This is a genomic window from Aquabacterium sp. A3, from assembly GCF_038069945.1.
In the GTDB taxonomy this organism is placed as follows: domain Bacteria; phylum Pseudomonadota; class Gammaproteobacteria; order Burkholderiales; family Burkholderiaceae_C; genus Aquabacterium.
The window spans coordinates 56,054-77,589 of the sequence record NZ_JBBPEV010000002.1; the positions used below are offsets into that span (position 1 = coordinate 56,054).

16 protein-coding genes are annotated in these 21,536 nt (G+C 67.0%); 12 read left to right on the forward strand and 4 right to left on the reverse strand.

The features are described from left to right. Positions 1–8: 8 nt before the first annotated feature. The 9 genes from WNB94_RS09470 (at position 9) to WNB94_RS09510 (ending at position 12,377) form a co-directional block, all read left to right on the forward strand. On the forward strand, positions 9–1,718 hold the full coding sequence (locus WNB94_RS09470) for a GspE/PulE family protein (protein ID WP_341390074.1): 1,710 nt from the start codon (positions 9–11) through the stop codon (positions 1,716–1,718). Next, on the forward strand, positions 1,715–2,947 hold the full coding sequence (locus WNB94_RS09475; protein WP_341390075.1) for a type II secretion system F family protein: 1,233 nt from the start codon (positions 1,715–1,717) through the stop codon (positions 2,945–2,947). Before WNB94_RS09470 ends, WNB94_RS09475 begins: the two co-directional genes overlap by 4 nt. 145 nt (positions 2,948–3,092) lie before the next feature. Further along, positions 3,093–3,509, forward strand: coding sequence for a prepilin-type N-terminal cleavage/methylation domain-containing protein (locus WNB94_RS09480; RefSeq protein ID WP_341390077.1), 417 nt, complete (start codon positions 3,093–3,095; stop codon positions 3,507–3,509). 161 nt (positions 3,510–3,670) lie between these two features. Then, positions 3,671–6,709 carry a DUF6701 domain-containing protein gene (locus tag WNB94_RS09485; protein WP_341390078.1) on the forward strand — a complete coding sequence of 1,013 codons (3,039 nt, stop codon included), beginning with the start codon at positions 3,671–3,673 and terminating at the stop codon, positions 6,707–6,709. 144 nt (positions 6,710–6,853) lie between these two features. Then, a complete protein-coding gene (locus WNB94_RS09490; RefSeq protein WP_341390080.1) occupies positions 6,854–9,976 on the forward strand; it encodes a DUF6701 domain-containing protein in 3,123 nt (1,040 codons plus the stop codon). After that, positions 9,957–10,481 (forward strand): prepilin-type N-terminal cleavage/methylation domain-containing protein, encoded by a 525-nt coding sequence (locus WNB94_RS09495; protein ID WP_341390081.1) that lies wholly within the window; start codon positions 9,957–9,959, stop codon positions 10,479–10,481. The genes WNB94_RS09490 and WNB94_RS09495 overlap by 20 nt, the downstream gene beginning before the upstream one ends. 7 nt (positions 10,482–10,488) lie before the next feature. Then, positions 10,489–10,950, forward strand: a complete 462-nt coding sequence (locus WNB94_RS09500; protein WP_341390083.1) for a type IV pilus modification PilV family protein — start codon at positions 10,489–10,491, stop codon at positions 10,948–10,950. A gap of 6 nt (positions 10,951–10,956) precedes the next feature. Further along, positions 10,957–11,877, forward strand: coding sequence for a prepilin-type N-terminal cleavage/methylation domain-containing protein (locus WNB94_RS09505; protein ID WP_341390084.1), 921 nt, complete (start codon positions 10,957–10,959; stop codon positions 11,875–11,877). Beyond that, positions 11,874–12,377, forward strand: a complete 504-nt coding sequence (locus tag WNB94_RS09510; RefSeq protein WP_341390086.1) for an MSHA biogenesis protein MshP — start codon at positions 11,874–11,876, stop codon at positions 12,375–12,377. The genes WNB94_RS09505 and WNB94_RS09510 overlap by 4 nt, the downstream gene beginning before the upstream one ends. On the opposite strand, the gene WNB94_RS09515 is transcribed toward WNB94_RS09510, so the two are convergent. The 4 genes from WNB94_RS09515 to def form a co-directional block, all read right to left on the reverse strand. Continuing rightward, a complete protein-coding gene (locus WNB94_RS09515; RefSeq protein WP_341390087.1) occupies positions 12,322–15,657 on the reverse strand; it encodes a bifunctional diguanylate cyclase/phosphodiesterase in 3,336 nt (1,111 codons plus the stop codon). The two genes, WNB94_RS09510 and WNB94_RS09515, sit on opposite strands and share 56 nt — an antisense overlap. Before the next feature lie 106 nt (positions 15,658–15,763). Beyond that, positions 15,764–16,612, reverse strand: coding sequence for a zinc metalloprotease HtpX (gene htpX, locus WNB94_RS09520; protein ID WP_341390088.1), 849 nt, complete (start codon positions 16,610–16,612; stop codon positions 15,764–15,766). A gap of 87 nt (positions 16,613–16,699) precedes the next feature. Further along, positions 16,700–17,653 carry a methionyl-tRNA formyltransferase gene (fmt, locus tag WNB94_RS09525; protein WP_341390090.1) on the reverse strand — a complete coding sequence of 318 codons (954 nt, stop codon included), beginning with the start codon at positions 17,651–17,653 and terminating at the stop codon, positions 16,700–16,702. Positions 17,654–17,676: 23 nt separating this feature from the next. After that, positions 17,677–18,189, reverse strand: a complete 513-nt coding sequence (gene def, locus WNB94_RS09530; protein WP_341390091.1) for a peptide deformylase — start codon at positions 18,187–18,189, stop codon at positions 17,677–17,679. A 199-nt stretch (positions 18,190–18,388) separates the two neighbouring features. Here def and WNB94_RS09535 point away from each other — a divergent pair, with 199 nt between their 5' ends. The 3 genes from WNB94_RS09535 to lipB all read left to right on the forward strand — a co-directional run bounded on the left by WNB94_RS09535 (position 18,389) and on the right by lipB (position 21,533). Further along, a complete protein-coding gene (locus WNB94_RS09535; RefSeq protein ID WP_341390092.1) occupies positions 18,389–19,558 on the forward strand; it encodes a LysM peptidoglycan-binding domain-containing protein in 1,170 nt (389 codons plus the stop codon). Positions 19,559–19,617: 59 nt separating this feature from the next. Then, positions 19,618–20,781: a DNA-processing protein DprA gene (dprA, locus tag WNB94_RS09540; protein WP_341390560.1), complete on the forward strand. Its 1,164-nt coding sequence runs from the start codon at positions 19,618–19,620 to the stop codon at positions 20,779–20,781. 74 nt (positions 20,782–20,855) lie between these two features. Then, positions 20,856–21,533 carry a lipoyl(octanoyl) transferase LipB gene (gene lipB / locus WNB94_RS09545; RefSeq protein WP_341390561.1) on the forward strand — a complete coding sequence of 226 codons (678 nt, stop codon included), beginning with the start codon at positions 20,856–20,858 and terminating at the stop codon, positions 21,531–21,533. Positions 21,534–21,536: the final 3 nt, after the last annotated feature.

Here is a 21,536-nt window from a genome sequence, read left to right on the forward strand (position 1 = left end):
GTGCTCACATGACCCGCCCCCAACGTATCCGCCTGGGCGACCTGCTGGTGCAGGACGAGCTGGTCTCGGCCGAGCAGCTCGAGCAGGCCCTGGGCGAACAGCGCAGCAGCGGCCGCAAGCTCGGCCAGGTGCTCATCGACCATGGGTGGATCACCGAAGCGCAGATCGCCAAGGCCGTGGCCCGGCAACTGCGGGCGCCTTACATCGACCTGGCCCACTTTCCGCTGCGCCCCGAACTGGCGCAGCTCTTGCCCGAGCCCCATGCGCGCCGCATCCGCGCCCTGGTGCTGGACGAAAGCCCCTCGGGCCTGCTGGTGGGCTTTGCCGACCCCACCGACATCTATGCCTTCGACGAGGTGGCCCGGCTGGTCAAGCGCAGCATCGAGCTGGCCGTCATCACCGAAACCCACCTGCAGACGGCGCTGGACCGCGTCTACAGCAGCAAGCAAGAGATTGAAGGCCTGGCCCGCGAGCTGACCTCCGAGCTGGCCAGCATCGAGTCCGACCTGGGCGACCTGCTGGGCATCGACGCCACCAGCAATGAAGACGCGCCGGTGGTGCGCCTGCTGTATTCGGTGTTCGAGCAGGCGCTGAAGCTGCGCGCCTCCGACATCCACATCGAGCCGCAAGAAAAGAGCCTGCGCATCCGGTTCCGGATCGACGGCGTGTTGCATGTGCAGACCGAGGCCGACGCCAAGATTTCCGGGGCCGTGGCCTTGCGGCTCAAGCTGATGTCGGGCCTGGACATTTCTGAAAAACGCCTGCCGCAGGATGGCCGCTTTGCCGTGCGCCTCAAAGACGGCACGGTGGATGTGCGGATCTCGACGCTGCCGGCCCAGAATGGCGAGTCGGTGGTGATGCGCCTGCTCAGCCAGAGCGCCGGCATGCTGGACCTCAACAAGCTGGCCATGCCCGTGCCCATGCGCGAGGCGCTCAACCGCGCCATCGACAAGCCCAGCGGCCTGATCCTGGTCACGGGCCCCACCGGCAGCGGCAAAACCACCACGCTGTACGGGGCGCTCAACACGCTCAACAGCACCGAGCGCAAGATCATCACCGTGGAAGACCCGGTGGAATACCGGCTGCCAGGCCTCAACCAGGTGCAGGTGCACGAGAAGATCGACATGACCTTCGAGCGCGTGCTGCGCTCCACCCTGCGGCAAGACCCGGACGTGATCCTGGTGGGCGAAATGCGCGACAAGACAACGGCCGAGATCGGCATGCGCGCGGCCATGACGGGCCACCTGGTGCTGTCCACCCTGCACACCAACGATGCCCTGTCCACCCCGGCCCGGCTGATCGACATGGGGGTGCCGCGCTGGATGGTGGCCATGTCCTTGCAACTGGTGGTGGCCCAGCGCCTGGTGCGCACCTTGTGCCCGGCGTGTGCGCAACCGCATCAGCCCACCCCGCAAGAAGAGGTGTGGTTCCGGCAGGTCATGGGCACCGAGGTGGACTACAGCCGCCTGCGGCGCGCCAAAGGCTGTCCGGACTGCAACAGCGTGGGCTACCGGGGCCGCACCGGCGTGTATGAGTTCGTCGAGATGAACCTGCCCCTGATCGAGGCTTTGTCTGACCCCGAGCCCGGTGTGTTTGCCCGTGTGGGGCGTCAGCAAATGGCCGGCGCCACCTTGCGGCGCGACGCCGCCCGCCTGGTGCTGGAGGGGCGCACCACGATTGAAGAGGCCATGCGCGTCAGCGCCCAGGTGGACGAATGAGCCGTTTCAGCTACACCGCACGCGGACCGAACGGTCAGGTCCAGGGCTCTCTGGAGGCCATGTCGGCGGCCGCCGTGGCCGGCGACCTGCGCGCCAAGGGCTGGGTGCCCCTGACCATCCGCGAAGAAAAGTCGGGCGCGAGCGCGGCGGCCAGCCAGGCCGTGGCCATGCCAGGCTTCCTCGCGCCCCAGGTCACCCAGATCGACGTGATGCTGCTGGCCAAGCAGATCCACACCCTGTTCAAGGCGGGGGTGCCCATCTTGCGCGCCCTGGCGGGCCTGCAGGAGACGGCCACCAACCCCACCTTGAAGAAGGTGATCGGCGACCTGCGCGCCGACCTGGAGTCGGGCCTGGAGATGTCCACGGCGATGTCTCGCCACCCCAAGGTGTTCGACACCTTCTTCGTGGCCATGGTGCGCGTGGGCGAGGCCTCGGGGCGGCTGGAAGAGGTCTTCATGCGCATGACCGAGCACCTCGAGTTCGAGATGTTCATGAGCCAGCAGGTCAAGTCCGCGCTGCGCTACCCCACCTTCGTGATCATCGCCATGGCCGTGGCCATCGGGGTCATCAACGTCATGGTGATTCCTTCGTTTGCCGGTGTGTTCAAGAGCCTGGGCAGCGACCTGCCCCTGCCCACCCTCATCTTGGTGAGCACCTCCAACTTCACCTTGAAGCACGGCTGGACCATGCTGGGTGCTCTCGTGGTGGGGTTCATGTTCTGGACGCGTTGGCGCAAATCGCCAGCGGGCCGCCCCATTTGGGATCACCTGGTGCTGCGCATGCCGCTGGCCGGTCCCATCGTGCACAAGGCCGCGATCGCGCGCTTCACGCGGGCGTTCTCGCTGTCGCTGCGCAGTGGCGTGCCGCTGGAGAAAGCACTGTCTAGCGTGGCCCTCACCACCGACAACGCCCACCTCACCAAGTGCATCGAAACCATGCGCGAGCGGGTGATGCGGGGCGAGGCCCTGGCCAGTGCCGCCGCAGGCTCGGGGGTGTTCACGCCCCTGGTGCTGCAGATGATCGCCGTCGGTGAAGAAACCGGCATGTTGGACGAACTGTTGGACGACGTGGGAGAGATGTATGCCAACGATGTTCAGTACGCGCTCAAGACGCTGTCTCAGCAGATCGAGCCCATCCTCATCTTCTTCATGGGCGGCCTCGTGCTGCTGCTGGCCCTGGGCGTGTTCTTGCCGATGTGGAACCTCGGTGGCGCGACCTTGCACAAGTGAAAGGAGGCTGGAGTGAAAAAGCTCTCAAGCCATGAAAAACGCCGCCGATAAACACCACATCGTGCATTGACTCAAGCCGGGATGCACGACCGCCCCCGGCCCCTGACACCGCATCTGAACACTGCATCTGAAAGAGGTACTCACCATGAAACGAACTCAAGCCGGCTTCACCATGATCGAGTTGATCGTGGTCATCGTCATCCTGGGCATCCTGGCCGCTACGGCTTTGCCCAAGTTCCTGGATCTGCGCACCGACGCCACCGAGGCCGCCGTGGATGGCGTGGCGGGTAGCCTGTCGAGCGCCATGTCATTGAACTACGCGGGATGCTCTGCCTCAGACCACGCGCTCGAGGCCGACAAGTGTGCGGCGGTGGATGACTGCCAGGACGCCGCAGGCCTGCTGCAAGGTGCCAGCGTCACGGGCGCAGGCGCTTTCGACCTGGGCAACAACTCTTACACCATCGGTTCTGTCGCCTTGGGCAGCAATGGCGCGACTGGCACCTGCGTCTTGACCATGGGCACCACCACCTCCAATTTTCAGGGCATCGGCGCCGGACAGTGATCCTGATCGTTGGCCATCCAACGACATATCCAACCTCAGAAAGGCACGCTCTGCGTGCCTTTTTTCATGGATTCGCGTGTGCGCTGCTTTGCACAATCGGGACAGACTCCAAGGGCGTGAGATCACCCCCCTTTTGTTCCATGATCGGTCCCTGCCTTACCGTGACACGCTGGATGCTGTGGATGGTGCTCTCGCTGAGCGCCATGGCGGCGCACGCAGGTCTCTCGGTCTACACCAGCTGGGGCAGCCTGCCACCCAACCCGGCGGCCAACGAACGCACGATCGACTTCAACGCCACCACCCTGGCCAGCGAGCAAAGCGCGGGCAAGCTCACCTACAGCTCGGTGGCCGGGGCCTGCACCGGGCTGTTCATTTGTCTGAACACCAGCGGCAGCGTGTCTTACACGGCATCCACCTCGCTGTATGGCTTTTCTGGCAACGTGGGGCGCCTTCGCTCTGGCACCACGCCCAACCCCACCTCGGTCAAGATCAACTTCACCCAGCCCACGCCCTATGTGGGCTTTTTGTGGGGGGTGCAGTTCAACGCACAGAACACACAGTTCATCAAGCTCACGCTGGCCGACAACAGTGTGATCACACTGAAGAACTGCACCAGCACCTCTGATGCGCAATGCGTGGGTGCCTACGTGCCCAGCAACTGGCTCACCACCATCCTCAACCTGCTGCTGGGCTGGATCCTGGGGGACATCGTCGAGTACCACTCGGTTTATGTGCAGTACCAGCCCGACAGCGGGGTCAAGATCAAATCGCTCGAGCTGATCACCTACAACTGTGCCAACTGCGGTTTCTTGTCCAGCAATACGTCGCAAGACTTTCATTTCGACTACATCACCTATGTGGACGCGGCGGTGGCACCGCACCACCTGCGCATCAGCACCGCGTCACAGAACGTGGCGGTCAACACCGATGTACCGGTCACGGTCACGGCCTGTGGCAACGCCGATTGTTCGCTGCCCTACATCAACGGCGTCACGGGCACGCTGGCCATGTCGGGCGTGGGGGGCACCTGGTCGCCCTCGGCCGGCGTCAACATCCTGGCCGGGCCGGTCAACAGCGCCACGGTCAATGCGCGCTTTTCGTCCACCGGCACGGCCACGCTGGGTTTGTCGGCGTATGCGCCCACGCCTTCCAACACCCCCAAGGTGTTTTGCGGCATGGGCACCACCCCGGCGGCGGGCAACGCCTGCACTCTGAACGTGGGCCAGGCCCTGCACCACGTGCGGGTGGCCAGCACCGCCACCGGCCTGACCTGCACGCCCAACAGCTACACCATCACCGCCTGCGCCAACGCTGATTGCAGCAGCCTGTACACGGGCGGGCTCACGGGGCAGTTGTCGATCAGCGGGGGCACGGTCAATTACCCGGCGGGTGCGGGCTTCAGCATCACGGCAGGCAGCAGCAGCACCGTGGTGCAAGCGCAGCTGACCCAGCCCGCCACGTACACCGTGGGCCTGGGCAGCCTGTCCACCACCCCATCGGGCACCCCCCAGGTGTACTGCGGCATGGGCGCCACGCCCAGCGCCGGGGGCGCTTGCAGCCAGGCCATGGCCGATGCGGGCTTGTTCTTCGAGGTGCCAGACCATGCGGCCGACGCGGCCCAGACCGTCAGCGTCAGCGCCGTGCGCAAGTCAGACAACAGTCTGGCCTGCACACCGGCGTTTGCCAGCACCAGCAAGAGCATCAATTTCAAGTGCGGCTACACCAATCCGTCCACGGGTTACGTGGCGGTCAGGGTGGGGGGCAGCGCCTTGAACGCGGCCAACCATGCGGCAGCCGCCTGTGACGGGGTCGGGCAAGACATCAGCCTGGCCTTTGATGCGTCGGGCGTGGCCTCCACCACCGTGCAGTACGCCGATGCGGGCCTGATGAGCCTGACGGCGTCGTACACCGGCAGCGGGGCCGACGCGGGCCTGAGCATGACGGGCAGCGATGCCTTCATCGCGGTGCCGGCGGGTTTCAGTTTCAGTGCCGTGACCGCTGGCCCCATCAAGGCGGGCGTGGCCTTTGAGGCCACGGTCACCGCGGTCAACAGCAGCGGGGCCAAGACCCGCAACTTCGGGCGCGAAACCAGCCCAGCCAGCGCCACGCTGAGCTTCACCAAGCGCCAGCCCACCGGGGTGAACAGCCAGGCGGGCAGCTTCACGGGCAGCCTGGGGGCGTTCAACAACGGTGAGGCCAGCGCCAGCAACCTGGTCTGGAGCGAGGTGGGCAATGCCGACCTGAGTGCCACCAGCAGCAACTACCTGGGCAGCGGTCTGTCGGTCAGTGGCAGCACGGGCAGCGGGCCCGCAGGCGCGGTGGGGCCCTTCGTGCCCGACCACTTCAGGGTGGGGGTGACCCAGGCCTGCGCGGCGGGCACGCCCAGCTTCACCTACAGCGGCGAGCCGTTCGGCATGACGGTCACGGCGTATAACGCCTTGGGCGGCATCACCTACAACCACGACGGCACGGCCAACACCAGCCCCAATTTTGCCAAGTCGGTGACGCTGTCTGCGGCCACCAACGCGGGCCTGGGCACGCTGGGCACCACGGCCTTGCCGGCGTCGGCTTTCGCCGCGGGCGTGGCCAGTTTGAGCACGCAAAGCTTCACCTTCACGGACAAGCTCACGGCGCCCGCCACCGTCCATCTGCGCGCGGTGGACAGCGATGGCGTGAGCTCGGCCGGGCACGATGAAGGGGCCGTGAGCCTGCGCAGCGGGCGCCTCAGGGTGTTCAACGCCTTTGGCAGCGAGAAGACCGCGCTGGCGGTGCCCTTGCAGGCGCAGTACTGGTCGGGCAAGGCCTGGCTCATCAACAGCGAAGACGACTGCACGACGGTCAGCGCAGCCTCGGTGGTGCGCGCACGCACCCTGGACCACCGGGGCGCGGTGACCACCGCCTGGAGCAGCAGCCCCGCAGGTGCGGTGACCTTGTCCAACGGGGTGGGGGCCTTGTTGATGAGCGCCCCCACGGGCGGCGCCACCGGCACGGTCGAGCTGGCCATCAACCTGGGCAGCACCACCACCGATGCCTCGTGCCTGAGCGCCCACCCGGCCAGCACGGGCCTGGGCAAGCCCTGGCTGCGCAGCATCAATGGCGCTTGCGCCACCACGCATGACCGCGACCCGTCAGCGCGTGCCACCTTTGGCATCTACCGGCCTGAAACCCAGCGTGCGGTTTACACGCAAGAGGTCTACTGAGCCGCGACTTGGCCCTAGCGCGTGAAAAACTGCGCGACAACGCGGGTAACGCAGCGCTTTTCATGCAACTGGTTGAACGCCCCGGGGCCTAACATCTGTGTCATTCAGTGGTGCGCGGGCTGCGCGTGCCCAGGAGTCTCAGACATGATGGCGGTGATCAAGATCCTTGACATGAAGCAACTGCTGTCGGCGTGCGTGTTGGTCCTGCTGGGGGCTGTAGGGTGGCCGGTGCAGGCAGCGCTGTACGCCGAATACCACCTCGAAGAGACCAGTTACAACGGCACCGCTGGTGAGGTGAAAGACACTTCAGGCAATGGGCGTCACGCAAGGATCGTTGGTGCAGCATCGTCTTCTGCCTCGGGCAGGGCTGGCCGTGGCCTGCTGATCCCTGAGAACACCACCAGCGCCATCGCGGCACTGGACACCGGCATCGACATCAACGACATCGGCAATGCGGGCACCATCAGTTTCTGGTACCGGTCCACTGCGTCGGGCGATGGCTGGAAGGTGCTGTATGACGCTTCCACTTCCAGTTCAGCCAGGTTTTATTTTGTACGGGAAGGCGACGGCGGAACGGACGGCACCACGGCAGTCATCACGGTGGGCACCAGCCAGAGGAACGTGTACGACGCCAACGGCATCGACGACACCCAGTGGTCTCATGTGACCGTGACCTGGAGCGGCTCCACGTTGCGCGCGTACGTGAAGAACGCCGACTGCAGCACCGAATGGGATGAAAGCACCACCGCTTCGGGGTCTATCCATGCCGACACGGGCACCTTGTACTTCGGCGACAACCGCAGCACGGCCATCAACGGGGGCTATCACGATTCTCTGGCCTCGGCCAACGGCCGCTTCGATCTGATCCGCATCTACAACCATGCGCAGACGCCGACCGAGGTCAGTGCCAACTGCGCCAACACGGCCAGCTTGCACCACCTGGAAGTCACCACGACCAGCGCTTCAGCCACCACGGGCACGTCGCTGACTTACACGATCAGGGCGTGTGCCAATGAGGCGTGCAGTTCCTTGTACACGGCTGGTGTGTCGGGCACCTTGTCCATCACCGGTGCAGGCGTGGCGACCACGTACAACACGGGCGCGGCCTTCGCGATCGGCTCAGGCAGCTCAAGTACCACCGAGACCGTCACCTTGAGCAAGGCCGATGGGGGCGTCGCGACGGTGACACTCACGGCAACGACTCCTGTGCCTGCGGGCAGCCCTGCGGTCTATTGTGGCCTGGGGGCAGCCGCCAGCAGTGGGGGCAGTTGCAACATCACGATCACGCCCGCAGTTCACCACCTGGAGTTGACCGCCCCCAGCAACACGGCATTGACGTGCCAGCCCATCACTTACACGGTCAAGGCCTGCTCGAACGCTGATTGCAGCAGCACCTACACAGGTGGATTGTCGGGCACCTTGTCGGTCGCTGGGGTGACGGTCAATTACCCCAGCGGCAGTGGCTTCACGATTCCCAACGGCAGCGCCACCACCACCATCACGGCTCACGCCACCACCACGGGCACGGCCACGGCCAGCCTCACGGGGCTGTCGATCACGCCCAGCAACACCCCCCAGGTGTTTTGCGGCATGGGCGTGGCGGCGGCCAGTGGCGGATCATGTGCCATCACCATGGTGGCGTCGGGTTTGCTCTTTGACGTGCCGGATCACCATGCCGAGACCAGCCAGACGGTGACGGTCAGTGCGGTTCGCTCGTCGGACAACAGCCTGGCCTGCACACCTGCGTTTGCCAGCGTGAGCAAGAACGTCACCTTCCGGTGCACCTACAGTAATCCCACATCAGGTTTTGTGCCGGTACGGGTGGCTGGGGCGGCGCTCAATGCGGGCAACAATGCCAGCGCTGTGTGCGATGGCGCTGGACGCGCCGTGAGTCTGGCCTTCAATGCCAGCGGGGTGGCCAGCACGACGGTGACGTATGCCGATGCCGGTCAGGTGGGGCTGACCGCCACCTACACGGGCTCGGGCGACGATGCCGGGTTGACCATGACCGGCAGCGACACCTTCATCGCGGCGCCAGCGGGCTTCAGCTTCAGCGGCGTGACGGCCGGCCCCATCAAGGCAGGTGCGGCTTTTGGGGGCACGGTCACCGCCGTCAACAGCAGCGGGGTCAAAACCAGCAACTTCGGGCGCGAAACCAGCCCAGCCAGCGCCACGCTGAGCTTCACCAAGCGCCAGCCCACCGGGGTCAATAGCGTGGCGGGCAGCTTCACGGGCAGCCTGGGGGCCTTCAGCAATGGGGTGGCCAGCGCCAGCAACCTGGTGTGGAGCGAGGTGGGCAACGCCGACCTGAGCGCCACCAGCAGCAACTACCTGGGCAGCGGTCTGTCGGTCAGCGGCAGCACGGGCAGTGGACCCGCAGGCGCCGTGGGGCCTTTCGTGCCGGATCACTTCACCGTGGCGGTCACTCAGGCCTGCGAGGCGGGCACCCCCGATTTCACCTACAGCGGCGAGCCCTTTGACATGACGGTGACGGCGCACAACGTGGCGGGCAACCCCACGCTGAACTACGACGGCACGGCCAACACGAGCCCCAATTTTGCCAAGGCGGTGACGCTGTCGGCAGCCACCAACGCGGGCCTGGGCAGCTTGGGCACCACGTCGCTGGGGGCGTCGTCGTTCGCCGGGGGCGTGGCCAGCCTGAGCACACAAAGCTTCACCTTCACGAACAAGCTCACGGCGCCCGACGCCGTCAATCTGCGCGCGGTGGACAGCGATGGCGTGAGCTCGGCCGGGCACGATGAGGGGGCCGTGAGCCTGCGCAGCGGTCGCCTGAGGATGTTCAACAAGTTTGGCAGCGAGAAGGCCGCGCTGGCGGTGCCCCTGCAGGCACAGCACTGGACGGGCCAGGCCTGGATCATCAACAGCGCCGACAGCTGCACCGAGATCAGCACCGGCTCGGTGGTGCGCGCACGTTACCTGAACAGCCAGGGCGCGGTGACCACGGCCTGGAGCAGCAGCCCCTCGGGCGCGGTGACCTTGTCCAACGGGCTGGGCGCCCTCACCATGAGCGCGCCCACGGGCGGCGCCACCGGCACGGTGGAGCTGGCCATCAACCTGGGTACCACCAGCACCGATGCCTCGTGCCTGAGCGCCCACCCGGCCAGCACGGGGTTGAACAAGCCCTGGCTGCGCAGTGTCAACGGCAGTTGTGCCACCACGCACGATCGCGATCCCTCGGCGCGCGCCACCTTCGGCATCTTCAAGCCCGAAACCGAAAAGGCTGTGCATGTGCGCGAGCTTTACTGAGGCGCTGCCTGGTTCGCCGGCGCGGGCACGGACGTGCACCGCGCAGCGCGGCTTCACCCTGACCGAGCTCATCGTCATCATGATCCTGGTGGGCATCCTGGCCGTGTCGGTCATGCCCAAGCTGCAAGGCGCCGTGTCCCTGCGGGATGACGCCTGGCGCGATGGGGTGCTCAGTGCTGTGCGTTACGCGCAGAAAACCGCCGTCAGCCATCGCCGCCTGGTGTGCATGAGTGTGGCCGACACCACGGTCACCCTCAGCATCGCCCAGGCCAACCCGGCCAGCAGTTGCAATGCCTCGCTGACCGGGCCCACGGGCGCCGCTGCCTTCGTCACCTCGGACAACCCCGCCATGCTGACCAGCGTGTCACCCGCGGGCGTGTTGTACTTCCAGCCCGATGGCCGGGTGACGACGGACGGCGCGGGCGCCACGGCCAGCAACCGCACCATCAGCCTGTCTGGCGCCAGCGCCATCGTGGTCAGGGGAGAAACCGGCCATGTCGAATGAATCCGTCATGCATCAAGCCCGCACCGCTGCGCGTGGCTTCACCATCGTCGAGATGGTCATGGCCATCGTGATCATTGGCGTGGGGCTGGCCGGGGTGCTCAGCGTGTTCAACACCGGGGTGCGCAACAGCAGCGATCCGGTGGTGCGCAAGCAGTTGCTGTCGGTGGCCGAAGAGATGATGGAAGAAATCGCACTCAAGCCCTATGCTGCAGCGGCCAACGACGCCGCCAGCGGCTGCGCGCGGGCGGTCTTCAACGATGTGCTGGACTACAACGGCTACGCCACCACCGGCCAGATCTGCAACCTCGATGGGGTGCCGGTGGCGTCCCTCAACGGCTATTCCGTGGCCGTGACGGTGGCCAGCGGCACGCTGGAGGGCATCACAGAGGCCCTGCAGGTCACCATCGTGGTCAGCCGGGGCAGCGAGAGCCTGACCCTGGTCGGCTGGCGCACCAACTACGCGGGGTGATGCACGATGCCCGCACTGCACCTCCATCAGCGCCTCCATCACCGCCATCACGGTTTCACCCTGGTGGAGCTGATCGTGGTCATCGTGATCACGGCCATCATCGCCGCCACCATCGCGGTGTTCGTGCGCCCGGCCATCGATGCCTACAGCGACACCCGGCTGCGTGGCGAGCTGAGCGACCAGGCCGACACGGCCTTGCGCCGCATCGTGCGCGATGTGCGCATGTCGGTGCCCAACTCGCTGCGCATCCCTTCAGCCCAGTGTTTCGAGCTGGTGCCGTCCGCCTCGGGCGGGCGCTACCGCATGGGACCGGACGTGGTCAACGACAGCCCGGCGGCGTGCACCACCCCCTCGGGCACCTGCGCGGCCTGGGTGGACCCCGGGAAGGCGCTCAGCACCTTCGACACCCTCACGGAGTTGAGCACCGCGCCCGCCGTGGGCGACTGGGTGGTGATCAACAACCAGAACGGCAACGATGTGTATGAAGGCTTCAACCGCTGGGCCATCACGGCGGTGGACAACCCCACGTCCACCCAGGGCAAGCTGCGGCTCACGGTGTCGGCTGCCAATGGCAGCACCAACCTGTCTGCCGGCTACGACGGCGGGCGCTTTCAGGTGGTGGCCAACGCACAGCAGTCGGTGTTTTATGTGTGCAGTGGCGCCGATGGCACGTTGGACGGCAGCGGCAATGGCAAGGGCACCTTGTACCGGCTCAAGCGCTCGTTCAACACCGCCTATCCCACGGCCTGCCCCTCGATCGCGGGCGCCGATGTGCTGGCCACCCGCGTGCGCAGTTGCACCTTCGTGTACGACCCCAACCAGGGGGCCACGCAGCAAAGTGGCTTCTTGTGGCTGCACCTGGAGCTGGCCCGCAACAACGAAACCAGCAGCCTGACCATGGGTGCCCATGTGATGAACGTGCCATGACCACCATGCTTCGCTCACCTCGTCCTTGTGTTGCTTCTGGCGTGCGGATTCGACGCATGCGCGGCCTGGGGGTGATCGCCGCCCTGCTGGTGCTGGTGATGTTGTCCACCCTGGCCGCGGCCATCGTGCGCCTGACCTGGACGCAGCAAACCACCCTGGCGCAAGACATCGACAGTGCGCGTGCCTTTCAGGCCGCTTACGCCGGCACGCAGTGGGGCATGTACCAGGCTCTGCGCGGCAGCTGGACCACCTGTGCCGGGGCCACACAAACCCTGGACTTGCGCAGCACCATGGGCGTGCGGGTCACGGTGACCTGTTCCTCTGACAGCTACAACGAAGGCGAGTTGGCCGATGGGTCTGGCAACCCGCAAACCGTGCGGCTCTACACCATCACGGCCACCGCCTGCAATGGCGCGGCCGCCAGTTGCCCCGACAACGCCAGCGTCACGCGTCCGAACTATGTGGAGCGTGTTCGGGTGTCGAAGGTGTCAGACCGCTGACACCACCCGCCTCGGGCGCGGCGTGTTGAGCGGCATGTTGCGCGGCGTGTTCGACCAGCAGGGCTTCAAACGCTTCGCCCTTGATGGGGCGGCCCAGGTGGTAGCCCTGGGCCTCGTCGCAGCCGTGCGCGCGCAGGAACTCGGCCTGGGCCTCGGTCTCCACGCCCTCGGCCACGATGCCCACATCCAGCCGGTGCCCCATGGCGATCAGGGCGGCCACCAGGCGGCTGTCACCTGAAGACGACGGCACCTGGCTCAGGAAGCTGCGGTCCAGCTTGAAGCGGTTCACCGGCAACTCGCGCAGGTAGGCGAAGCTGGAGTAGCCCACGCCGAAGTCGTCGATGGCGATGCTCACGCCCAGGGCCCTGAAGCGGTTGAGCACGTCGGCGGCGCGCAGCGATTCGCGCACCACCACGCTCTCGGTGATCTCCAGCTCCAGCGCGGTGGCCGGCAGGCCCGTGTCGCGCAGCGCGCGGTCCACCACCTGGGCCACATCGGGGCGGTCCAGTTGCACGGCCGACAGGTTCACGCTCATGCGCAAGGGCCAGCCCGTCTGCTGCCGCCATTGCTGCGCGCGTCGGCACGCTTCACGCAGCACCCACTCGCCCATGCTGACGATGAGGCCGGACTCTTCGGCCAGCGGAATGAAGTCGGAGGGGGGCACCAGGCGGCCCTTGTGCTCCCAGCGCAGCAGCGCTTCGGCGCCCGTGATCAGGCCCGTGCGGCAGTCAAACTGGGGTTGGTAGTGCAGGCGCAGCTCGTCGCGTTCCAGGGCCTTGTACAGGTCGTTTTCCAGCACCAGGGCATCGGGTGACGCCTGTTGCATCGATTCGCGGTACAGCTCGAAGCGGTTGCGCCCGTCGTTCTTGGCCTGGTACATGGCCAGGTCGGCGTGCCGCATCAGCGTGATGGCATCGGCACCGTGCTGGGGGTAGAGGGCCAGGCCGATGCTGGGCGTCACCCGCAGCTCGTGCGGCCCGATGCGCAACGGCTCCTTGAACAGGTCGATCACCTTGCGCGCCACGAATTCGCCGTCCTCGGTGGAGGCGATCTGCGGCAGCAGGATGCCGAACTCGTCGCCACCCAGCCGGGCCACGATGTCCGAGGTGCGCATGCCGCTCTTGAGGCGCCGAGCCACCTCGATGAGCACGTTGTCGCCGATGTGATGTCCCAGGCTATCGTTGATCTTCTTGAAGCGGTCCAGGTCCAGCAGCATCAAGGCCACGGGCCGGTGGTCGCGCTCGGCCAGGCTCAGGCAGCCCTTCAACTGCTCGTGCAGCATGTTGCGGTTGGGCAAGCCGGTCAGGGCGTCGTGCTGGGCCATGTGCTGGAGCTGATGCTCGGCATCCCGGCGCATCGTCACGTCGTGGGCCATGGCCAGGTAGCCCGTGAGCTTGCCAAACTCGTTGCGCAGCTCGGTCACCAGGATCTCGACCACCAGGTGGCTGCCATCGGCGTGCAGCATGTGCCATTCGCTGGGCAGACCGGGGGACTCTTTCGCCAGGTGCGTGAGCACGTCCAACTGGCTGAGGGGCTGGTTCAGTCGCAGCGACAGCAGGCGGGCCCGTTCGCTGACCTGATCGGGATCGAAAAAACGCTGTGTGGTGCAGCGGCCCACCAGGTCTTGCGCCGAATGGCCGACCAGCCTCTCGCCCGCCGGGTTCACGGCCTGGATGATGCCCGAGGTGTTGAGCACGAAGATGGCGTAGGGCGCGTTGTGCACGATCACCCGGCGCATTTCGTCGACCTCGTTGAGCTGGCGCTGTGCCTCGGCGATGGCCCGCTCGGCCGCCTCTTGCGCGCTCAGGTCCCGCATGATCACGATGGTTTGTGTGCCCCCATCCTGGGGCATCTGGCTGATCGCCAGGTCCACCGGGAAGGCTTGCCCGCTGGCCCGAACGCCTTCGGCCCGGCGCCCCACACCATCCATGCCCACGCGCAGGTGGTTGAGGTAGCTGGGCAGGTCGGGCGTGTCGTCAGACAAGGCCGATGCCGGCAACAGGCAGGCCAGGTGGCGCCCCAGCAGGTCGTGTTCGGTGCGGTCGAACATGCGGCACACCGCGTGGTTGACGCTCTGGATCTGGCCGTGGTCGTTCAAGGTCAGGATGCCATCCACCGTGTGGTCCAGCACCGATCGCAGCCGCTGTTCGCTGCGGCGGGCGTCCTGGCTCAGGCGGCGGGCCATGCGGGCGGCCTGCGCGTGGCGTCGCGCCGCGCCCCGCAGCGCCCACGACAAGCCCAGTGACCCCGCCAGCCCGCCCAGCAGCACGCTCAAGGGATAGGGTTGCCACGCTGGTGCAGGCATGTCTTGCGCCAGGGACAGCTCCCAGCGCCGGCCCGCCAACGCCAAGTGGCGCACGATCGTGGCATGGGCGTCGGTGGTGGTCTCTGAGCGGCGCCATGCGCCGCCCTGGGCGTCGGCCGAATCGAACAGCGCGCTGCGGCCTGAAGACACATCGGCCACCTGCCAGTGCCATTGGCTCCAGTCCTGCGGGCCGGTCACGGCCTTGAAAAAATCGGCGGTGCGAAACACCCCGCTGACCACCCCCTTGAACGTCGCCCGCCGTGCCTCCACCGTGTCGGGCAAGGCCGGGTCGGTGTACACCGGCAGGCGCACCACGATCCCTTGGCCGCCTTGCACCAGATCAAATGGGGCCGAGGCCTGCGCGCCGCCCTGGTCGCGGGCGCGCTCCACCACCTCTTTGAGGTGTGGCTTGGACAGGATGTCGTAGCCGAAGGCCTGCCGGTTGCGCATCATCGGTTCGTTGAACAGCACCGGCATCGCCATGTCGGCCTGTGGCGTGGGGTGCACGGCGAACCCGGGGTAGCCCTCGGGCATCAGCGAGCGGTCTTGTCGCACGCGCTGCTGCAGCGCATCGATGGCGCCGCGTGGCACCAGTTCGGCGTATTGCACCGCCAGCAGGGCCGGGAAGCGCTGCTCGGGATGCAGCGACTGAAACTGCAGGTTGAAGTGCCGCCGGTCCACCGCGTGGGGTGAGCGGAACATCGCCTGGAAGGTGTCCAGGGCGTGCAGGTGGGCGTCCACGAACTGCTGCAGGGTGACGGCCAGTTGCGCCGCTTTCAGCGTCAGCCGCTCCTGGGCCTCTTCGGCCAGCGTCTGGCTGGTGTGCCACCACCCGCCCAGGCTCAGGCAGCAGCCCGCGATCAGGGTCAGCCAAGCGGCCCGCTGCAGCCAGCGGGACTCCTGTTCGGTCGTGTTGATGTCATCCACCTTCATGGGCGTGAGCATTCCTTGCGTCTGCCGAAGGGGCAGCGTCATGGGCAGCTATCGACGTAAAAAGGGCCTGGCTTGATGCCAGGCCCCTTCATTCAGGTGGGATGCCGGGTTTTTTTTGACAGTAAACGTCTGCCCGGCGTGACGCAACTCACGAACCGCGCGCCATGGCCATCAGGCGGGCGATGCGGTCTTCGGTGGCCGGGTGGGTCGAGAACAGCCCCCGCAGTCCGCCGCCCGACAGCGGGTTCATGATCATCATCTGGGCGGTTTCCGGGTGGGCCTCGGCCGCCGCCATCGGAATGCCCTTGGCGTAATGGTCGATCTTCTGCAACGCGCTGGCCAGGGCCTGCGGATCACCGCTGATTTCGGCGCCACCCCGGTCGGCTTCAAACTCACGCGCGCGGCTGATCGCCATCTGGATGACGCTGGCAGCCAGCGGGGCCAGGATGGCCACGGCGATGCCCACGATGGGGTTGGCCGGACGCCCTTCCGAATCCCGTCCACCAAAGAACATGGCGAAGTTGGCCAGCATCGAGATGGCACCGGCCATGGTGGCGCTGATGGTGCTGATCAGGATGTCGCGGTGCTTGACGTGGGCCAGCTCGTGCGCCATCACGCCGCGCAGTTCACGCTCGCTGAGCAGGCGCATGATGCCGGTGGTGGCCGCCACGGCCGCGTTGTCCGGGTTACGGCCAGTGGCAAACGCGTTGGGCGCGGCCTCGTCGATCAGGTAGACCTTGGGCATGGGCAGCTGGGCCCGGTCGGCCAGCTCTTTGACCATGGCGTAAAAACGCGGCGCGGTGGTGGCATCCACCTCGCGGGCGTTGTACATCTTCAGCACCATCTTGTCCGAGAACCAGTAGCTGAAGAAGTTCATGCCGATGGCCACCACCAGCGCCAGCAGCATGCCGGTCTGGCCTCCCATCATGCCGCCGATGGCCATGAACAGGGCGGTGATGGCCGCCATCAAAATGGCGGTTTTCATCATGTTGAACATCGTGTGCGGGCCTCCGGTCCCGTGTCAGCCAAAACAGTGCGCCACCAGATGGTGGCATGGGTGAGATGAGGGTGGCAGCCTGCCAGTTCAAGACACTGATGACGGCAGGGTGCAACTTTGCAGAAATTCACGGGCGCTGATGCGTTTGCCTCCCGGGCGCTGCAGGGTGCGCAGGGCCAGCGCCTGTTCGCCACAGGCCACGATCAGGGTGTCGCCCTGGGCTTGCAGCACTTCACCAGGTTGGCCTGAGGCGGGCACCACACCAGCGGCCCACAGTTTGATGGTTTCTGTCGCCTTCTCGCCCGGCATGCAAAAGGTCGTGCCCGGAAACGGGTCGAACGCCCGCACGCGCGCGGCCAGCACCCGGGCCGGCAATCGCCAGTCGATGGCGGCCTCGGCCTTCTCGATCTTGTTGGCGTAGGTCACGCCCTCGGCGGGCTGGGGGGTGCGGCTCAGGCCGCCACAGGCGGCCATCTCCAGGGCCTCGACGATCAGGCGTCCGCCCAGGGTGGCCAGGCGGTCGTGCAGCACGGCGGTGGTGTCGTCCTCGCCGATGGGGGTGCGCTCCACCAGCAGCATGTCGCCCGTGTCCAGCCCTGCGTCCATCTGCATGATGGTGATGCCCGTTTCGGCGTCACCCGCCTCGATGGCACGGTGGATGGGCGCGGCACCCCGCCAGCGGGGCAGCAGCGAGGCATGGATGTTCAGGCAGCCCAGGCGCGGCAGATCGAGCACCCACTGGGGCAGGATCAGCCCGTAGGCGGCCACCACCATCACGTCGGGGGCGGCGGCCAGCAAGGCGTCGCGGGCGGCGGCGGCCTCGTCAGGGTATTTGCCGTCCAGGCGCAGGCTGTGGGGCTGGGCCACGGCGATGCCGTGCTGTTGTGCCAACTGTTTCACCGGCGAGGCTTGCAGCTTCATGCCACGCCCAGCAGGTCGGTCGGGCTGGGTCAGCACCAGGGGCACGTCGAAGCCGGCGGCCAGCAGCGCGCGCAGGGCTTCAGCCGCGAACTCCGGCGTGCCGGCAAACACCACTTTCATGGGCCGATGCATCTCGGCGTGCATCAGGCCGATTGCGCGTCTCGGGCGCGCTTGACCAGCTTGGTCTTGATGCGGTTGCGCTTCAGCGGCGAGAGGTATTCCACAAACACCTTGCCCATCAGGTGGTCCAGCTCGTGCTGCACGCACACGGCCAGCAGCTCGTCGGCCTCGAATTCATAGCTTTGGCCATCACGGTTCAGGGCCCGCACGCGGATGCGGGCGTGGCGGTCCACCTTGTCGTAAATGGTGGGCACCGACAGGCAGCCTTCTTCCCAGACGATCATTTCGTCGCTGGCCCAGACGATCTCGGGGTTGATCAGCACGCGCGGCTCGTTGCGCTCTTCGCTGGTGTCGATCACCACCACGCGCTCGTGCACGTTGATCTGGGTGGCGGCCAGGCCCACACCCTTGGCGTCGTACATGGTCTCCAGCATGTCGTCGACCAACTGGCGGATGCGCTCGTCCACCTGGGCCACAGGCTTGGCCACCGTGTGCAGGCGGGGATCGGGGTAATGCAGGATGGGCAGCAGGGCCATGACAGACAGACGCAGAAGGTTGTGGGGGCACAACGACCCCGGGGATGAGCCGATGAGCAAGGCGCGTAACACCGGGCAATATTCGTTGCGGCGCCTGCGAATTTGCGGGCAGAATCAGCCGACGATTGTTCCTATTTTGCCGAATTTGGCGCCGCCTTGGTGGGCCGGCGCATTTGGCCACCATCCGGAGACCGTTTTCATGAGCCAGCGTCAACCGTCCTGTCGTGCCCTGAGCCTGTCGGTGCTCGTGGCGCTGGGTGTGGGTTTCAGCGGTGCGTCCCAGGCTCAGGCCGCGCCCAATTTTCCGGTCACGGCCCAGCAAAAATCCACGGCCCAGCAGGTGGCCCAGGCCGGTGTGGCGCTGTCCGAGCTGTCACCCAACGCCCCCGATTCGTACACCGTCAAGCGCGGTGACACCCTGTGGGACATCTCCAAGCTGTTCCTGACCTCGCCCTGGCGCTGGCCCGAGCTGTGGGGCATGAACCTGCAGCAAATCCGCAACCCGCACCTCATCTTCCCCGGCCAGGTGCTGTACCTGGACAAGAGCAACGGGCGGGCCCGTTTGCGCCTGGGACAGCCCGTGGGCGGTGGTGGCACGGTCAAGCTCAGCCCGCGCATTCGCGAGGGCAGCATCGACGACGCCATCGCCTCGGTGCCGGTGCACCTGCTGGAGCCCTTCTTCAACGAGGCCGTCATCTTCGAGAGCAGCGACGAGCTGCTGCGTGCGCCCCGCATCGTGGCCACCCAAGAGGGCCGGGTCATGCTGTCGCGTGGCGAAACCGCCTACGTGCGCGGCGAGCTGAATGGCCGCCGCGACTGGCGCCTGTTCCGCGAGCCCAAGCCCCTGCGCGACCCCAGCACCCGCGAGGTGCTGGGCTACGAGGCGCAGTACGTGGGTTCGATGAGCCTGGTGCGCGAGGGCGCCGAGGGCACGGGCGCCGATGGCGCGCCGCTGATCATCCCCTCCACCTTCAGTGTCACGGCCTTGCGCCAGGAGGCCGCCAACGGTGATCGCCTGGCCCCGCTGGCCCCGCGTGATTTCGACAATGTCGTGCCCCGTGCGCCCGCCAACGACGTGACCGGCCAGGTGGTGTCCATTTACGGCGATGGCCTGACGGCCGGACAAAACCACATCGTGGCCCTCAACCGGGGCGCCCAGGATGGGCTGGAGCGCGGCCACGTGCTGGCCCTGTGGCGTGATGGCGCCACGGTCAAAGACGGCACCACGGGCGACAACGCCACGCTCAAGCTGCCTGACGAGCGCCACGGCCTGCTGTTCGTGTTCCGCGTGTTCGACCGCATGTCCTATGCCCTGATCCTCAATGTGCAGCAGCCGGTGAACCCGGGCGACCGCTTCACGCAACCCTGATGCCCTGAGTGGCTGATCCTGCCGGTGCCCCAGGACCTGGGCGCCACACCAACATGAACATGAATTCAGAGGAGGCGCGCGCCTGGCTGCGCCTGTTGTTGACCCCGGGCGTGGGCCCGGTGTCGGTGCGACGCTTGCTGGCGGCGCTGGGCTCGCCCCAGGCCGTTGGTGCGGCCTCGGCCGCCACCTTGTGCCAGCTCGTGCCCGCCCGCGAGGCCCAGGCCCTGGCCGCGCCCGGCGACGAGGCTCGCGCGCGGTTCGAAGACCAATGGGCCCGCACCGCCGGCTGGCTGGCCGAGGGCCCCCATCGCCACCTGCTGAGCCTGGGCGATGCCCGGTACCCGCGCCAGTGGCTGGACCTGTCTGACCCGCCCCTGCTGGTGTTTGCCGAAGGCGACCTGGCCCTGCTGGAGGCCCCCTCGCTGGCCGTGGTGGGCAGCCGCCACGCCACCGCGCAGGGCATCGACCACGCCCAGGCCTTTGCCCGCGCGCTGAGTGCCGAAGGCCTCACCATCGTCTCGGGCCTGGCCCGGGGCATCGACGCCGCCGCCCACGAGGGCGCCCTGGACGGCCAGTTGCTGCTGGCCCCTCAGGGGCGCCCTGGCGGCACCATCGCCATCGTGGGCACGGGGCTGGACGAGGTGTACCCCAAAGCCCATGCCCGCCTGGCCCAGCGCATCGCCGCCCGGGGCTTGATGCTGTCGGAGTTTCCGCTGGGCACACCGCCCTTGCGGGGCCATTTTCCCAAGCGCAACCGCCTGGTGGCGGCCCTGTCGCGCGGCACCCTGGTGGTCGAAGCCGCCGTGCAGTCGGGCTCGCTCATCACGGCGCGGCTGGCCGCCGATCTGGGGCGCGAGGTCATGGCGATTCCTGGCTCCATCCATGCCCCTCAGGCCCGGGGCTGTCACGCCCTGATCAAACAAGGTGCCCGCCTGGTTGAAACCGCGCACGATGTGCTCGACGAGTTGGGCTTGAGCGCGGCGGTGTCGGTGGGCATGTCGCCCGGGGCCTCGGGGCAGGCGCCTTTGGGCGACGGACCGGCCGAGCCCCCGGGTGACGCCCTGCTGGACGCCCTGGGTTTCGACCCCGTCAGCCTGGAGGCCCTGGCGGCCCGCACCGGCCTGGGCCCTGCCGAGCTGGGCGCCCGCCTGCTGGAGCTGGAGCTGTTGGGCGAGGTGGCCCGGCTGCCGGGTGCGCTGTACCAGCGCAGGGCGGCCGCCTGAGGGGCGACAATCCAGGGGTGTCCACCAACCCTGCGCCGCCTGCCGTGTCCCTTGTTGACATTCCCCACGCCGCCATGAAGGTCGTCGACCTGGGCCGGGTCGACTACGAACCCACCTTCCAGGCCATGCAGGCCTACACCGAGGCCCGCACCCCCGACACCCCCGACGAGCTCTGGCTGTGCGAACACCCGCCCGTGTTCACCCAAGGGCTGGCGGGCAAGGCCGAGCACGTGCTGCTCAACCCACCCGGGCCGGGGCACATCCCCGTGGTGCAGACCAACCGGGGCGGGCAGGTCACGTACCACGGGCCAGGGCAGGTGGTGGCCTACCCGCTGCTGGACCTGCGCCGGCGCGGCTACTTCGTCAAAGAGTATGTCTACCGCATCGAAGAGGCCATCATCCGCACCCTGATGCACTGCGGCGTGACGGGCCACCGCGTGGCCGGTGCGCCGGGCATCTACGTGCGCCTGCACGACCCCTTTGCCCACGCAGCCCTGACCGAACCCGCCAACCCGGCCGACCCTTTCAAGGGGCTGGGCAAGGTGGCCGCTTTGGGCATCAAGGTGACGCGGCACTGCACCTACCACGGCCTGTCGCTGAACGTGGCCATGGACCTGAGCCCCTACACCCGCATCAACCCCTGCGGGTACAACGGTCTGGCCACGGTGGACCTGGCCGCGCTGGGCGTGCAGGTGGCGCCGGCCGAGGTGGCGGCCGTGCTGGCCACGCACCTGGTGCAGCGCCTGGGCTGAGCT